This is a genomic window from Ferruginivarius sediminum (assembly GCF_003344765.1).
GTDB lineage: Bacteria > Pseudomonadota > Alphaproteobacteria > Kiloniellales > Rhodovibrionaceae > Ferruginivarius > Ferruginivarius sediminum.
Genome location: NZ_QPMH01000039.1, coordinates 1 through 13,428 on the forward strand (window position 1 = coordinate 1; position 13,428 = coordinate 13,428).

A 13,428-nucleotide genomic window follows, 5' to 3' on the forward strand; every position below is an offset into this window, starting at 1 on the left:
GCCACCGGCTCCCGAGCCGCCGGAGGTGGCGGAGGCCGCCCCGCCGGCACCGACGCCGCCGAGCCGGAACCCGAGCCGGCGCCGGAGCCGGAGCCCGAGCCGCGGCAAACGGCCGAGGCTGATCCCGACCCGGAGGCCAAGCCCGCGCCGCCGCGTCCGGTGCGCAAGCCGCAGGTTCGCCTCGCCGACAAGGAAGAGGAGAAGCCCGAGCCACGGGAGGACCGGCTCAGTTCGATCCTGAAGAACGTCGAGCGCGACCTGAAGACGCAGACCGCCGAGACGCCGCCTGAGAAGGAAAGGCCGGAGCCGAAGCAAAGCAAGCCGAAGGTGACGGCAAGCAAGGTCAGCCAGAAGATGTCGGCCAGCCAGCTCGAAGCCATCCGGCGGCAGATCGAGCGCTGCTGGAATCCGCCGGTTGGCGCGCGCGACGCCGAGGATCTGGTGGTCGAGCTGCGCGTCCAGCTTCGCCGCGACGGCTCGGTCCAGCAGGCGCGTATCCTCAGTACGGAGCGCATGGGCGATCCGTTCTACCGCAGCGCGGCCGAGAGCGCCTTGCGCGCGGTGCGGATCTGTTCGCCGCTGGAGAATCTGCCGCCTGAGAAGTACGACGCCTGGCGGGACATGCGCCTCACCTTCAACCCCCGGGAGATGCTGGGCGGCTGAAGGCTTGCCGCCGACATATTTTCGCCGTACTGGAACCTAGACTATGCTGCCGGTGGCCATGCCCGGCCGACCGCGAATAGCGGGCCAAAACGACGGAACCTTCGAGCGCGACACAACGGAGAGACGCGCAGCGCCATGTTGCAGTCGAATCGCCGCCATTTCATTGCTTCCTCGCTCTGCGCCGCCGGCATCGCCGCGGTGCCCCTGAGCGTCACGGCCCCCCGGCCGGCGCGTGCCGCGCTGGAGATCGACATCACGCGGGGCTATGTCGAGCCACTGCCGATCGCGATCACGGATTTCTATGGCGACAGCAGCGAGACGCGGCAGGTCGGCGCCGACATCGCCGGAGTGATCGCAGGGAACCTGCGCCGCTCCGGCCTGTTCGACCCGATCGACGAGGGGGCGTTCATTCAGGATCCGGCCAGTCTGCGAGCCGGGCCGCGCTTCGCCGACTGGCGGCTGATCAACGCCCAGGCGCTGGTGAGCGGAAAGGCCGAGGCGCAGGGGGACGGCCGGCTGCGGGTGGAGTTCCGGCTTTGGGACGTCTTCGCCGAGCAGCAGATGAGCGGCCTGGCGTACTTCACGCCACCCGCCAACTGGCGGCGCGTGGCGCACATCATCTCGGACGCCATCTACCAGCGCTTGACGGGCGAGGCCGGCTACTTCGACACCCGTATCGTCTATATCGCCGAAAGCGGCCCGCAGAACAGGCGGGTGAAACGCCTTGCCATCATGGACCAGGACGGCGCGCAGCACCGTTTCCTCACCGACGGCGCGCATCTGGTCCTGACGCCGCGCTTCTCGCCGACGCGCCAGGAGATTACTTACGTCAGCTATGTCCGCAGGGTGCCGCGAATCTACCTGTTCAACCTGAACACCGGCCAACAGGAAGTGTTGGGCGATTTTCCCGGCATGACCTTCGCCCCGCGTTTCTCACCGGATGGCAACAAGGTGATCATGGCGCTGGAGAACGAGGGCAACTCCGACCTCTTCGTCATGGACCTGCGTACGCGCGAACGCCGGCGGCTTACCGATCACCGCTCGATCGACATCTCCGCGTCGTTCTCGCCGGATGGCAACCGGGTGGTCTTCAACTCCGACCGCAGCGGCGGGCTGGAGCTTTACACCATGCGCGCCGACGGCTCGCAGGTGCAGCGGATTTCCTTCGGGGAAGGCCGGTACGCGACGCCGGTATGGTCGCCTCGCGGAGATTTGATCGCCTTTACCCGCCAACACAACGGCACGTTCTACATCGGTGTGATGCGTCCCGACGGAAGCGGCGAGCGGATGCTGGCGGATGGTTATCGGGTCGAGGGGCCGACTTGGGCGCCGAATGGGCGTGTTCTGGCCTTTTTCCGCCGTACGCGTGCGGATTCGCAGGGCCGGTACGCCAGCAAGCTGTATACGATCGATTTGACCGGGTACAACGAACGTGAAGTGGTGACGCCGCAAGACGCATCGGATCCGGCGTGGTCGCCACCGAATCCTTAATAACGAATTTACCCTCTTGCCGGGAAAAACGGGGCATTACCTGTACGTTCCGGCCTTGTGCGTCTTGATCCGACTGTATGCCGCAAGTATAGTCCCGCACGGATTCGCCACTGGGGCCCGGGCAGTCATTCGTGTCTTGTGGCTGCATGTCAGGGGTTTCCGGCAGGGGGACAATCACATCGACCATGCCTCGCTCGGGGATGGATCTAAGAGGGCATCACATGCGAAAACTTCTAAGCCTGTTCGCCGCGGCGCTGCTTCTCGCGGCATGCGAATCGACCTCGCAGGACCAGGCGGCTACCGGTAGCGAGGGCGCGACCACTTCGACCGAGTCCGCGGCGAGCCAGGCCGACGGCGCCTCCAGCGACGGTGTCTCGAGTCAGGCGATCCCGGGACCAGAGGGCGGCACGCAGGAGCATCTGGTCGTCAACGTGGGCGATCGCGTGTTTTTCGCCTTCGACAAGGCTTCGCTGTCGGACGAGGCGCAATCCACTGTCGAGCGGCTGGCGGCCTGGATGTCGGAGTATCCCTCGGCGACCGTGACGGTCGAAGGCCACGCCGACGAGCGGGGGACGCGTGAGTACAACCTGGCGCTGGGCGCCCGACGTGCGAACGCGGTGCGCGATTACCTGATCGTTCTCGGAGTCGATCCGAATCGGGTCAAGACCGTGTCCTTCGGCGAGGAGCGGCCGGCGGTGCAGGGCTCGAACGAAGAGGCCTGGGCGCAGAACCGGCGCGCGGTGTTCGCCGTCGACCAGGGCTGATCGGCCTTTCGGCCGTCGACACGGCCGGAAAAGTGATTGTTGCAAGGAACCCGTCCGCCGCTTGGCGGGCGGGTATCCTGTTTGTTCACGTATCGCTGCATGGTGGTGGCGGGGCCACAATTGTGCCATGAAGATCGCGCAAGCATGGCCGCATCGAAACTGGCTATTGTCCAGGCAAGGCACGCATAACGATGCTTTTCGGATGCCAATGACCCTTCCAAGCTTTCGTTTCAGCCGGTGGATTTCCGCAATCGCGGTGTCGTTCGCCATGGTCTTCGCAGCGACGGGGCCCGCCTCGGCGCAAAGCGACCGCGAGATCAGGTCCCTGACGCAGAAGGTCGAGCGCCTTCAACGCGAACTGAACGTCCTTCAGCGCGCCATTTACAACGACGAGGAACCGCCGGAAATGCCTAGTGGCGCGGCGGAATCCGGTACGTCGGGAACGGCGGCGGCCAGCGGCGGCCTCAGCCAGACGGGTGCGGCGCGAATCCAGCGCCGTCTCGACCAGCTTGAACAGGATCTGGGCCACTTGACCGGACAGGTCGAGGAAACCCGCTTTCAGATGCGTCAGGTCGGCAAGCGTCTGGATAAGTTGGTGACCGATGTCGATTTCCGGCTTCGCGAGTTGGAGGACCGTATCGGCGGGGGACAGGCCCAGGCGGAGGCTCAGGGCGGCGCTGAAACCGGCCAGACAGCGCAGGCCGGCCAGGATGCCGGCACGGCTTCCTCGGGCACTGGCAAGGCCGCGCAAACCCAGCAGGAAGCCGCAAGCGCATCCGGCGGCGCGTCCGAGGGCGGCGAGCCCGGGACGCTGGGGCAGGTTTCGCAGGATGCCGTCGAGGCTATTCGCTCGCAGGAGAAGGGGCCGGCGGAGGAGACACAGACCTCTTCGGCCGCCGACGGCTACGCCCTGCCCGAAGGTGATGCGACGGCACAGTACGGGCATGCTTTTGGCCTGCTTCGTCAGGCGGATTACGCCAAGGCGGAGCAGGCCCTCCGGGCCTTCGTCGACGCGCACCCGGAGCACGAGCTGGCGGGGAACGCCAAATATTGGCTTGGCGAAACCTACTATGTGCGCGGCAACTACAGCGAGGCGGCGGTCACCTTCGCGGAGGGCTTCCAGAACTATCCGGACAGCAACAAGGCACCGGACAACCTGCTGAAGCTGGGCATGTCGCTGGCGCAGATCGACCGTACGGAAGACGCCTGCGGCATCTTTGCCGAGTTGCTGTCGCGCTATCCCGATTCCGCGCGGAATATCCTCCAGCGGGCTCAACGTGAGCAGCAGCGCCTGGGGTGTGGCGGCTAACCCGTCCATGATGGTGGCGCCGGCCGTGGCCCCTGAAGCGGCGGCCGAGCCGATCGACGCGCGCGCATTCGCCGCCATGATGCGGGCGTTCGAGCCTTTCGAGCCCGCACCGCGCATCGCGGTGGCTGTCTCCGGCGGCCCCGATAGTCTTGCCCTGACGCTGCTTCTCGATGAATGGGTGCGTCCGCGCGGCGGATCCGTACTCGCGCTGACGGTCGACCACGGCCTGCGGCCCGAGGCGGCGGCGGAGGCGGCGTGGACCGGTGAAGTGCTGGCCGCGCGCGGCATCGAGCACGCCATCCTGCGCTGGCAGGGGCCGAAGCCCGGCAATGTCCGTCAGCAGCACGCGCGGGAGGAGCGCTATCTGCGCCTGCGCGAACGCTGTGCCGAGGACGGGATTCTCCACCTCGCCATCGCGCATCATCGGGAGGACAGGGCGGAAACCGTGCTGCTGCGTATCGGCGCGGGAAGCCAGCTTGATGGCGTGGCAGGCATCGCGCACGAGCGGGAGATGCCGGAACTGCGCCTTATCAGGCCGCTGCTTGACGAGCCGAAGGCGCGTCTGCTTGCGACGTTGCGCGCGCGGGGCCTTTCCTGGGTGGACGACCCCAGCAACCTCAATCCCGACTATGCGCGCGTTCGGATTCGCCGGGCGCTGCCCCTACTCTCGCGCCAGGGCCTAGACGTCGAGAGCATCAACGAGTTCGCCGGCGGCATCGGCCGCGCCCGCCAGATCATCGAGGCGGCGCAGGACGCTCTCCTCGCCCGCGCGGTCTGGCTGCATCCGGCGGGGTTCGCCACTCTGGACCCCGTGGCCTTCGCCGGCTCGCCGGAACCGGTCTCGTTCGGTGCGCTGTCGCGCGTGCTGCTGGCGGTCGGCGGTCTGGTCTATCCCCCGCGCACGGCCCGGCTGGAACGGCTGCACGCAGCCCTTAGCGAGGGCTTGGAGCGAGGGCGGACGCTGGGCGGCTGCCGCATCGTCCCGAGGAAAGCGCGGTGGTTGGTCGTGCACGAGGCGGAGCGCGTCCTGTCGGAAACCTTGGAGCCGGGGGCGAATCTCGTCCACGACGGCCGCTTCGAGTTAACGCTGCACGTCGACGCACCCAGGGGGCTCAGCCTCGGCTCTCTTGGCCGCGACGGTTGGGCTGAACTGACGGCGTCGGCGCCCGCGCTGAAAGCCTGCCCGATCCCCCCGCCGGCCCGCCCCGCGCTTGCCGCAATCCGCGACGACGATGGAGTGCGGGAGGTGCCTTCGCTGGGGTGGATGCGGCCTGGGGTCGCATCGGCGGTGGCGTCGTGGACGTTCGCGCCGCGCCGTGCGTTGACGGGTGCGGGCTTTACAGTTGCTCTGCGACAAAGGCACATTATCTCTAAAGGCGTGTAAACCGGTTCGCCCATGGCGGCACGCAACCCGGTGGCCGGGCGGAGGGATGATTCCGCGCCCGCCGGACGAAAGAGGAAGCAGACTCGTGAATTTCAGCCGGAATGCGGCACTTTGGATCATCATCGTGCTGCTGCTATTCGCCCTTTTCAACCTGTTCCAGGGCTCCTCGACGCGGGGGCCGGAGCAGCAGATGGCGTTCTCCGACTTTATGGATCAGGTGGAAAGCGGTGAGGTATCGCGCGTCACCATCCAGGGCCAGGAGATCGCCGGCCAGTTCCGGGACGGACGGCAGTTCCAGACCTATGCGCCGCAGGACCCGAACCTCGTGGACCGGCTGCGCGAGAACGGCGTGCGGATTGCCGCCAAGCCGCAGGAAGAGGTCAATCCACTGCTGTCGATCCTGATCTCGTGGTTCCCGATGCTGCTCCTGATTGCCGTATGGATATTCTTCATGCGGCAGATGCAGGGTGGCGGCGGCAAGGCCATGGGCTTCGGCAAGTCGAAGGCGAAGCTGCTCACCGAGAAGACCGGGCGCGTGACCTTCGATGATGTCGCCGGCATCGACGAGGCGAAGCAGGAGCTTGAGGAGATCGTCGAATTCCTGCGCGACCCGCAGAAGTTCCAGCGCCTGGGCGGCCGCATCCCCAAGGGCATGCTGCTGGTGGGTCCGCCGGGCACCGGTAAGACGCTGCTGGCCCGCGCCATTGCGGGCGAGGCGAACGTGCCGTTCTTCACCATCTCCGGCTCGGACTTCGTGGAGATGTTCGTCGGCGTTGGCGCCAGCCGCGTGCGCGACATGTTCGAGCAGGCGAAGAAGAACGCCCCCTGCCTCGTCTTCATCGACGAGCTCGACGCCGTCGGCCGTCACCGCGGCGCCGGCCTTGGCGGCGGCAACGACGAGCGCGAGCAGACGCTGAACCAGTTGCTGGTCGAGATGGACGGCTTCGAATCGAACGAAGGCGTCATCCTGATCGCCGCGACCAACCGTCCGGACGTGCTGGACCCGGCGCTGCTGCGTCCCGGCCGCTTCGACCGGCAGATCACCGTGCCGAACCCGGACGTGCTGGGCCGGGAGAAGATCCTGCGCGTGCACATGCGCAAGGTGCCGCTTGCTCCCGACGTCGATCCGAAGGTAATCGCGCGCGGGACGCCTGGGTTCTCCGGCGCCGATCTGGCCAATCTGGTGAACGAGGCGGCGTTGATTGCGGCGCGCGCGGGCAAGCGCGTGGTCACCATGAGCGATTTCGAGCTGGCCAAGGACAAGGTCCTGATGGGCGCCGAGCGCCGCTCGATGGTGATGACCGAGGACGAGAAGGAGTTGACGGCCTATCACGAGGCCGGCCATGCGCTCGTCTCGCTGTTCGTCAAGGGCAATGACCCGCTGCACAAGGTGACCATCATTCCGCGCGGCCGGGCGATGGGGGTCACCATGTCGCTGCCGGAGAAGGATCGTTACGGCTACAAGAAGAGCGAGATCACCGCGCGCCTGGCGATGATGTTCGGCGGCCGTATCGCCGAGGAACTGGTCTACGGCAATGAGCAGGTAACGACCGGCGCGGGCGACGATATCCGGCAGGCGACCGACCTTGCCCGGCGCATGATCACCGAGTGGGGCATGAGCGAGCGGTTGGGTCCGCTGCGTTATTCCGAGAATGAGCAGGAGGTGTTCCTGGGCCATCAGGTCACACAGCGCAAGAACGTCTCGGAGTATACGGCCCGCCTGATCGACGAGGAAATCCACCGTGTCATCGCCGAGGCCGAGGGCAATGCCCGTGAGGTCCTGACCGAGCACATGGACGACCTGCACAAGTTGGCGAAGGGTTTGCTGGAGTACGAGACGCTGTCCTCCGACGACGTCCAGGCCCTGCTGCGCGGCGAGAAAATCGACCGCTCGGATACCGGCGGCGACGCCAGCCCGTCGGGCAAACGGGCGTCGGTGCCGTCCAGCGGCAAGGCCAAGGGTCGTGGTGGAGAGGCCACAGGCGGCGGCTGGGAACCGGAGCCACAGCCAGGGGGCTGAGCGAATTGGCGGTTGTCGCGCTGCCTAGATCGGCAGCGCGACCCTTGCCCGCAAACCTCCGGCCGGCGCATCCTCAAGCAGCAGCTCACCGCCGTGGCCGCGCACGATGTCGCGGGCGATGGTGAGGCCCAATCCGGTGCCGCCCGTCGCCGGATTGCGGGAGGAATCGAGGCGGAAAAACGGCCGGAAGACGTCTTTTCGCTTGTCCTCCGGAATGCCGGGACCATCGTCGTCGATCAGGACGACTACGTGGTTGCGCTGGCGCTCCACTTTCACCGTGACGGTTTCCGCATAACGCGCGGCATTCCCGATCAGGTTGGAAAGCGCCCGGCGTATGGCCTCGCGCCGCAATGGAATTTGGGCGTCCTGGGTGACGTTCAACGTAACCTCGGCGCCGTGGGTGCTGATGCGCTCGACCACCTCGCGGAGCAGCCGGCCGATCAGGACCGGTTGCGGCTCTTCCGTGCCCTCGCCGCGTGCGAAGGCGAGATAGCCTTCCACCATCCGCTCCATCTCGGTCACGTCGTCCTTCAGCGAGGCGGCTTCGGGCGAGTTGCCGAGCATTGCGAGCTGCAGCTTCATGCGCGTGAGCGGAGTTCGCAGGTCATGGCTGACGCCGGCCAGCATTTCCGTACGCTGGCGGATCTGGCGCTTGATGCGGGCGCGCATTTGAATGAACGCGGCAGAGGCCTGGCGAACCTCGCGCGCGCCTTCCGGCTTGAACTCTGGCACGTCCTGGCCCTTGCCGAAGCGCTCCGCGGCGACGGCCAAACGTCGGATCGGCCGGACCTGATTGCGCAGGAACACCATCGCGACAGCCACCAGCAGCACGCCGGTGCCGACCGTCCAGAAAATCAGGAGGTAGGTCGTCGAGCTGAATAGCCGCTTGCGCTGGACCGTGACGCGCAAGAGACCCGAGGGCATCTCGACCCACACGCGGACATCTTCTTCCAGCGAGTGGGTGTCGATGGCGAAGGGATAGTCGAGCCGCTCGTCCAGGGCCTCCACGATCCGCTTGTCCAGGATGGTGTCCTGCGGCGCCGGCGCTGCGCCCGGCAGGCCGGCGCCCTCGGTGAAACTAAGGCGCAGCCACATGGTGTCGTAGGCGAGATTGAAGATCTCGCTTCTGTTCAGGCCGACCCCCGGATCCTCCAGCATCGCCACGGTCATCGCGACCTGGCCGGCCAGCCCCTGCGCCAAGCGCTTGGTCGTCGTGTCGTAGTGCCGCTCGAAGAAGACGAGGGCGGCGATGACCTGGACCAGGACCATCGGCACGATCACGATCAAGAGCGCGCGCCCGAAGAGCGAGCGCGGCAGCAACCTCTTCAGGGAGTAGCGCCGCGTGCGTTCGGCCTCGAAGCCGGTGGGCAGGGGGGTCGTGGTCTGTGTCATGGCGGCGAAGGTATCATGCGGGGGCAGGATAGAGCATATCGCGATACAAGCGAATTCGCCGCGCCCCTGCGTCCGGTTGCTTGGATCCGGTTTATCCGGACCGGAAGAGTTCGCGCGTTGCGCGGCCCCGGCACGGTTCCTATGTTAGTGCGGTTGCCAGCGAGAGAGGGATATTCATGGCGGAGGAACGTCGCACCAAGGTGCTGATCATCGGCTCTGGCCCGGCCGGCTACACGGCCGCGATCTATGCTGCCCGCGCGAACCTGGAGCCGGTTCTTGTGCAGGGCCTGCAGCCCGGCGGCCAGCTTTCTATCACGACGGATGTGGAGAACTATCCCGGCTTCGCCGACGCCATCCAGGGGCCGTGGCTGATGGATCAGATGCTGGCACAGGCAAAAAACGTCGGCACGGAAATCATCTTCGACACGATCACCTCCGTCGACCTCTCCCAACGCCCCGTCCTGGCCGAGGGCGACTCGGGAACCCACTACCGCGGCGACACGCTCATTATCGCCACCGGGGCACAGGCGCGCTGGCTGGGGCTGGACAGCGAGGCGAAGTTCCAGGGCTTTGGCGTCTCCGCCTGTGCAACCTGCGACGGCTTCTTCTATCGCGGCAAGACCGTGGCCGTTGTCGGCGGCGGCAACACGGCGGCGGAAGAGGCGCTGTTCCTCACGAACTTCGCCGAGAAGGTGGTCCTGATCCATCGCCGCGATCAGATGCGCGCCGAGAAAGTGCTGCAAGAACGCCTGTTCCGCCATCCCAAGATCGAGTTCGTCTGGGACCACGTGGTGGACGAGGTGTTGGGCAGCGACAACCCCCCCGGCGTCACCGGGGTGCGGGTGAAGAACGTCAAATCGGGCGAATCGCGTGAAATCGCCACCGACGGGCTGTTCATCGCCATCGGCCACGACCCGGCGACCAAGCTGTTCACGGGGCAGCTCGAGATGGATTCGGAAGGCTATATCATCACCGCGCCCGACTCGACGGCCACGAAGATTCCCGGCGTCTATGCCGCCGGCGACGTGCGCGACAAGATCTATCGCCAGGCGGTGACGGCCGCCGGCATGGGCTGCATGGCCGCGTTGGAGGCCGAGAAGTTCCTGGGCGAACTGGAGCTTGCCGAGGCCCAGGCGGCGCAGTAACGCCAGCTGTTCGGCGCCGGCATTACCAGGAGAGAAGACAGACCGGTCGGTTATGCCTATAATCCTGTTCGCGCCGATCACGGGGAAGCGGACAGGGAGGGACCGGCCGGTCAAGAGGCCGGGCAGGAATCATGCGGCAACCGGTAGCATCGAAGGCCAATCTTGGCCCCAGTCCCAGCATCATGGACTGGGATAAGCTGCGCGTTTTCCATGCCGTCGCCGAGGCGGGCAGCTTCACGCACGCGGGCGATCTCCTGAATCTCAGCCAATCCGCGGTCAGCCGGCAGATTTCCGCGCTTGAGGAATCGCTTCGGGTGCCGCTGTTCCATCGCCACGCCCGCGGGCTGATTCTGACCGAGCAGGGGGAGTTGCTCTACCGTACGGCGCACGAGGTTTTCGGCAAGCTGGCGATGATCGAGGCGCAGCTTACCGAGAGCAAGGACCGCCCCAAGGGGGCGCTGCGCGTGACGACGACAGTGGCGTTCGGCTCCACATGGCTGGCGCCCCGCATGGGCGATTTCATCGAGGTCTATCCCGAGATCGAGGTCCATCTGCTGCTGGAGGATCGCGAGCTGGACTTGTCGATGCGCGAGGCGGACGTCGCCATACGCCTGTCGCCGCCGCGCCAGGCCGATCTCATCCAGCGTCATCTTCTGACGGTCCATATGCAGGTCTATGCCGCGCCCAGCTATATCCAGCGCTATGGCATGCCGAAAGATCCCTCGGATCTGGATAATCACCGGATCGTCGTCTATGGCGAGGACTTGCGCCCGCCGGTGCCGGACGTCAACTGGCTGCTGCGCGTGGGGCACAAGCCGGGACAGCTTCGCCGGCCCGTTATGACGGTGAACAATGTCTACGCCATCATGCGCTCGATCCGGAACGGTGTCGGCATTGGCGCCCTGCCGGAATTCATGGCCCAGGGGACGAACGATCTGGTGCGCGTTCTACCGGAGCTGGAAGGCCCGCAGATCGACGCCTATTTCGTGTATCCAGAGGAAATGCGGCACTCCAAGCGCATCCAGGTATTCCGCGATTTCCTGCTGCGGCAGGTCGCTCAGTCCCGGTTCTGAGCCACGCGCTCTGCGTGCTTTCAGGGGCCTTGAAACACGCCTGACACGCTCAATTAAGCGTGGTAGCATATATACTTGAAATGATCCGGATGCGTTCCGGAGCCGTATGGAGCGAAAGCTATGCGGGCGGGGCATACCACCCGTGTTACAATAGGTCTTCTCTGATGTGCTTGAGTGCATATCTTGAGGGGCAGTTGATGTTGCGTCGCAGCATCGAACACCGGTTACCGGCGGCGACGCCGGTTCAGGTTCCGGGCGCAAGGCCCGGATCCCAGGGCCTACGGGTCCTACGTCTCCCAGACGTGAAGCCTCCCTGTTCAACTTGCCGGGAAGTCACTGACTTCCCGGCTTTTTTCTGGCCGCCGCGCCAAGGGCGCAACCGTACCGAATCAAAACCCCTTCGAGTCTCGGAATCGGCGGTATTCGCGCCGAATTTCCGGCAATATCTCGCCAATATTACTTCCTGATTTCGCGTCAATTGCTGAGGGGTGAACCGGGTATGGGCGGCCACTGGCGGTTATATCGGAAATCGTTGCCGAATGATTGCAGAGCCGGGGTGGCCGGTTTCAATTGGCATTGGGTTGCCACCGTGACAAGGACGGATACGGTCGAACTGTTCGCAACTGCGAAATATCGACCGGCGGCAGCCATCCCGCCCGTTCGGAGGCGGGTTCGGTGCAATGCAAGAAAGCGGGTGCCGACAGGATTGCCGGCACCCGTTCGAGGAAGGGGGAGGGAGGCAGATTCAAAGTGCCGGCGCTACTTGCCGTAAGTCGGGGCCGGCACCTGCGCGATCTGGTTGAACTTGAACGTCTCCACCTTGCCGTGCTGGCCGGGCAGCGTGGTCTTGGCCCGCGCCACCTGGGTTTCGCTGGTGGCCTGGGGAACCGGCTGTACGTTGTAGGTCTCGCCCGGCATTGGGGGCTTCTCGCCGGACGCCGAGGCGCCCGTCGCGGCAATGCCCAAGCCGGCGGATGCGGCGAAGATCGCGATTGCGAAGCGGATGGCGTTGGTCTTCATGGCTCGTCTCCTGTTTTTCCGGTGCTGTCGACGGCGCCGTGCCGTCGTCTTGGCGCCATATGTGCCATCCATTCGTCCGATCGACTGTGAGGGGCGTCACACGTCGTGAACGGCACGCCACGTGCTGTATTGGCTGGCCGTCGGGTCGAAACCCGAGACGATTAGGCGTGACGTGCGTGTGGCCAGGGGTTGGACGCCGCCCGGCCTTTTGCAGTATCGCTGGTCAAGTGTGGGGAAAAGCAACCAGGTTCCGCGGACAGCCGGGCGGCGTGGCGGCGATTTATCCGCCGCGCAATAAGTACAGTTGGCGGTCGGTAAAATCCAAATGACGATTTTTTGAGATCGTGTCAAAATAACTCTGTTCCGAATCATTGGTATGAATTCGATACAACTTACTTTGATGAGCAAGGACCAGCACTGGTTTCCTTGCAAAAACGACGCGGCTATCGCGGGCGTCACCAAGTTCGCGGCTGCGTCCGTTTGTCCCCTCCTTAACCCTTGATCCGGATGCCGCATACACGCGTATTTTTGGTTGGCGAGCCTTCGACGCGAAGGCGCGTTATATAATTGCGGGCAAGGGCGACATTGCCGCCCGCACGGTCAACTACAGGAGAGGATCCAAGTATGCAGCGGAACAAGCATGGCGACCCCGCCCGCCGCGGGTTCCTGAAATTCGCCGCGACGGTCCCCGGCATTGCGGCCGCGCTGCCGTTCCTGCTTCGCGCCGGTGAGGCCGTGGCGCAGAAGATGTCGAAGAAGGCTGCGAAGTACCAGCCCAACCCGAAAGACGGCCAGAGGTGCGACAACTGCCAGTTCTGGATCCCGCCCGAAGGCGACGGGCCCGGCGGTTGCAAGGTTGTCGAGGGCGAAATCGCGCCCGAGGCTTGGTGTGTGCTTTACGCCCCCAAGGGCTGAGGCCGGGTCCGGCACTCTTCAAGATGCCGCGCGGTCGGCTTGGCTCGATCGCGCGGCATGCCGGCTTTCTGGCCGTCCGTCATTGCTTGGGCGGAGTCATGCGGCGCGACGGTATCCGCCAGACTACCTTGCTGGGGGAGACCCTAGCAGGACGCTGAAAAAGTAGCTGACGCCGGCGGTTTGGCGTGATTCCCTCCGGCATGGACGAACGCGGGAGGGACGGATGCGCGGGGACGACGGCCGGTCGGGCAG

The 13,428-nt window shown here is 65.4% G+C and carries 11 protein-coding genes; 9 read left to right on the forward strand and 2 right to left on the reverse strand.

All coding sequences use genetic code 11. The features are described from left to right. The 6 genes from DRB17_RS20395 to ftsH form a co-directional block, all read left to right on the forward strand. Window positions 1–663, forward strand: a 663-nt coding sequence (locus DRB17_RS20395) for an energy transducer TonB family protein (RefSeq protein ID WP_161958909.1), incomplete at its 5' end; no start/stop codon positions are given. A gap of 135 nt (window positions 664–798) precedes the next feature. Then, window positions 799–2,154, forward strand: a complete 1,356-nt coding sequence (gene tolB / locus DRB17_RS19460) for a Tol-Pal system beta propeller repeat protein TolB (RefSeq protein ID WP_114583897.1) — start codon at window positions 799–801, stop codon at window positions 2,152–2,154. Window positions 2,155–2,375: 221 nt separating this feature from the next. Continuing rightward, window positions 2,376–2,918, forward strand: coding sequence for a peptidoglycan-associated lipoprotein Pal (gene pal / locus DRB17_RS19465; protein ID WP_114583898.1), 543 nt, complete (start codon window positions 2,376–2,378; stop codon window positions 2,916–2,918). Between the two features lie 202 nt (window positions 2,919–3,120). Further along, entirely contained in the window at window positions 3,121–4,227 is a 1,107-nt protein-coding gene (gene ybgF, locus DRB17_RS19470; RefSeq protein ID WP_161958910.1) for a tol-pal system protein YbgF, read from the forward strand. After that, window positions 4,196–5,611, forward strand: coding sequence for a tRNA lysidine(34) synthetase TilS (tilS, locus tag DRB17_RS19475; protein WP_147274974.1), 1,416 nt, complete (start codon window positions 4,196–4,198; stop codon window positions 5,609–5,611). Before ybgF ends, tilS begins: the two co-directional genes overlap by 32 nt. Window positions 5,612–5,657: 46 nt before the next feature. Beyond that, complete coding sequence (gene ftsH / locus DRB17_RS19480) at window positions 5,658–7,631, forward strand: ATP-dependent zinc metalloprotease FtsH (protein WP_277738590.1); 1,974 nt, start codon at window positions 5,658–5,660, stop codon at window positions 7,629–7,631. A 24-nt stretch (window positions 7,632–7,655) separates the two neighbouring features. Here the strand turns inward: ftsH and DRB17_RS19485 are convergent, their stop codons facing one another. Then, window positions 7,656–9,023 carry an ATP-binding protein gene (locus DRB17_RS19485; protein WP_114583902.1) on the reverse strand — a complete coding sequence of 456 codons (1,368 nt, stop codon included), beginning with the start codon at window positions 9,021–9,023 and terminating at the stop codon, window positions 7,656–7,658. A 176-nt stretch (window positions 9,024–9,199) separates the two neighbouring features. On the opposite strand from DRB17_RS19485, the gene trxB reads away from it, so the two are divergent. Both trxB and DRB17_RS19495 read left to right on the forward strand, forming a co-directional pair. After that, window positions 9,200–10,168, forward strand: a complete 969-nt coding sequence (gene trxB / locus DRB17_RS19490) for a thioredoxin-disulfide reductase (protein WP_114583903.1) — start codon at window positions 9,200–9,202, stop codon at window positions 10,166–10,168. A 182-nt stretch (window positions 10,169–10,350) separates the two neighbouring features. Then, window positions 10,351–11,241 carry a LysR family transcriptional regulator gene (locus DRB17_RS19495; RefSeq protein WP_114583904.1) on the forward strand — a complete coding sequence of 297 codons (891 nt, stop codon included), beginning with the start codon at window positions 10,351–10,353 and terminating at the stop codon, window positions 11,239–11,241. Window positions 11,242–12,000: 759 nt separating this feature from the next. Here DRB17_RS19495 and DRB17_RS19500 read toward each other — a convergent pair. Then, window positions 12,001–12,261 carry a hypothetical protein gene (locus DRB17_RS19500; RefSeq protein WP_114583905.1) on the reverse strand — a complete coding sequence of 87 codons (261 nt, stop codon included), beginning with the start codon at window positions 12,259–12,261 and terminating at the stop codon, window positions 12,001–12,003. A gap of 624 nt (window positions 12,262–12,885) precedes the next feature. On the opposite strand from DRB17_RS19500, the gene DRB17_RS19505 reads away from it, so the two are divergent. After that, window positions 12,886–13,176 (forward strand): high-potential iron-sulfur protein, encoded by a 291-nt coding sequence (locus DRB17_RS19505; RefSeq protein WP_114583906.1) that lies wholly within the window; start codon window positions 12,886–12,888, stop codon window positions 13,174–13,176. The last annotated feature ends 252 nt before the right edge of the window (window positions 13,177–13,428 follow it).

Coding starts and splice junctions, on each gene's coding strand:
- DRB17_RS19500 (WP_114583905.1), bottom strand. CDS start 12,261: ATGAAGACCAACGCCATCCGCTTCGCAATCGCGATCTTCGCCGCATCC.
- tolB (WP_114583897.1), top strand. CDS start 799: ATGTTGCAGTCGAATCGCCGCCATTTCATTGCTTCCTCGCTCTGCGCC.
- ybgF (WP_161958910.1), top strand. CDS start 3,121: ATGCCAATGACCCTTCCAAGCTTTCGTTTCAGCCGGTGGATTTCCGCA.
- pal (WP_114583898.1), top strand. CDS start 2,376: ATGCGAAAACTTCTAAGCCTGTTCGCCGCGGCGCTGCTTCTCGCGGCA.
- DRB17_RS19495 (WP_114583904.1), top strand. CDS start 10,351: ATGGACTGGGATAAGCTGCGCGTTTTCCATGCCGTCGCCGAGGCGGGC.
- DRB17_RS19485 (WP_114583902.1), bottom strand. CDS start 9,023: ATGACACAGACCACGACCCCCCTGCCCACCGGCTTCGAGGCCGAACGC.
- ftsH (WP_277738590.1), top strand. CDS start 5,658: ATGATTCCGCGCCCGCCGGACGAAAGAGGAAGCAGACTCGTGAATTTC.
- trxB (WP_114583903.1), top strand. CDS start 9,200: ATGGCGGAGGAACGTCGCACCAAGGTGCTGATCATCGGCTCTGGCCCG.
- DRB17_RS19505 (WP_114583906.1), top strand. CDS start 12,886: ATGCAGCGGAACAAGCATGGCGACCCCGCCCGCCGCGGGTTCCTGAAA.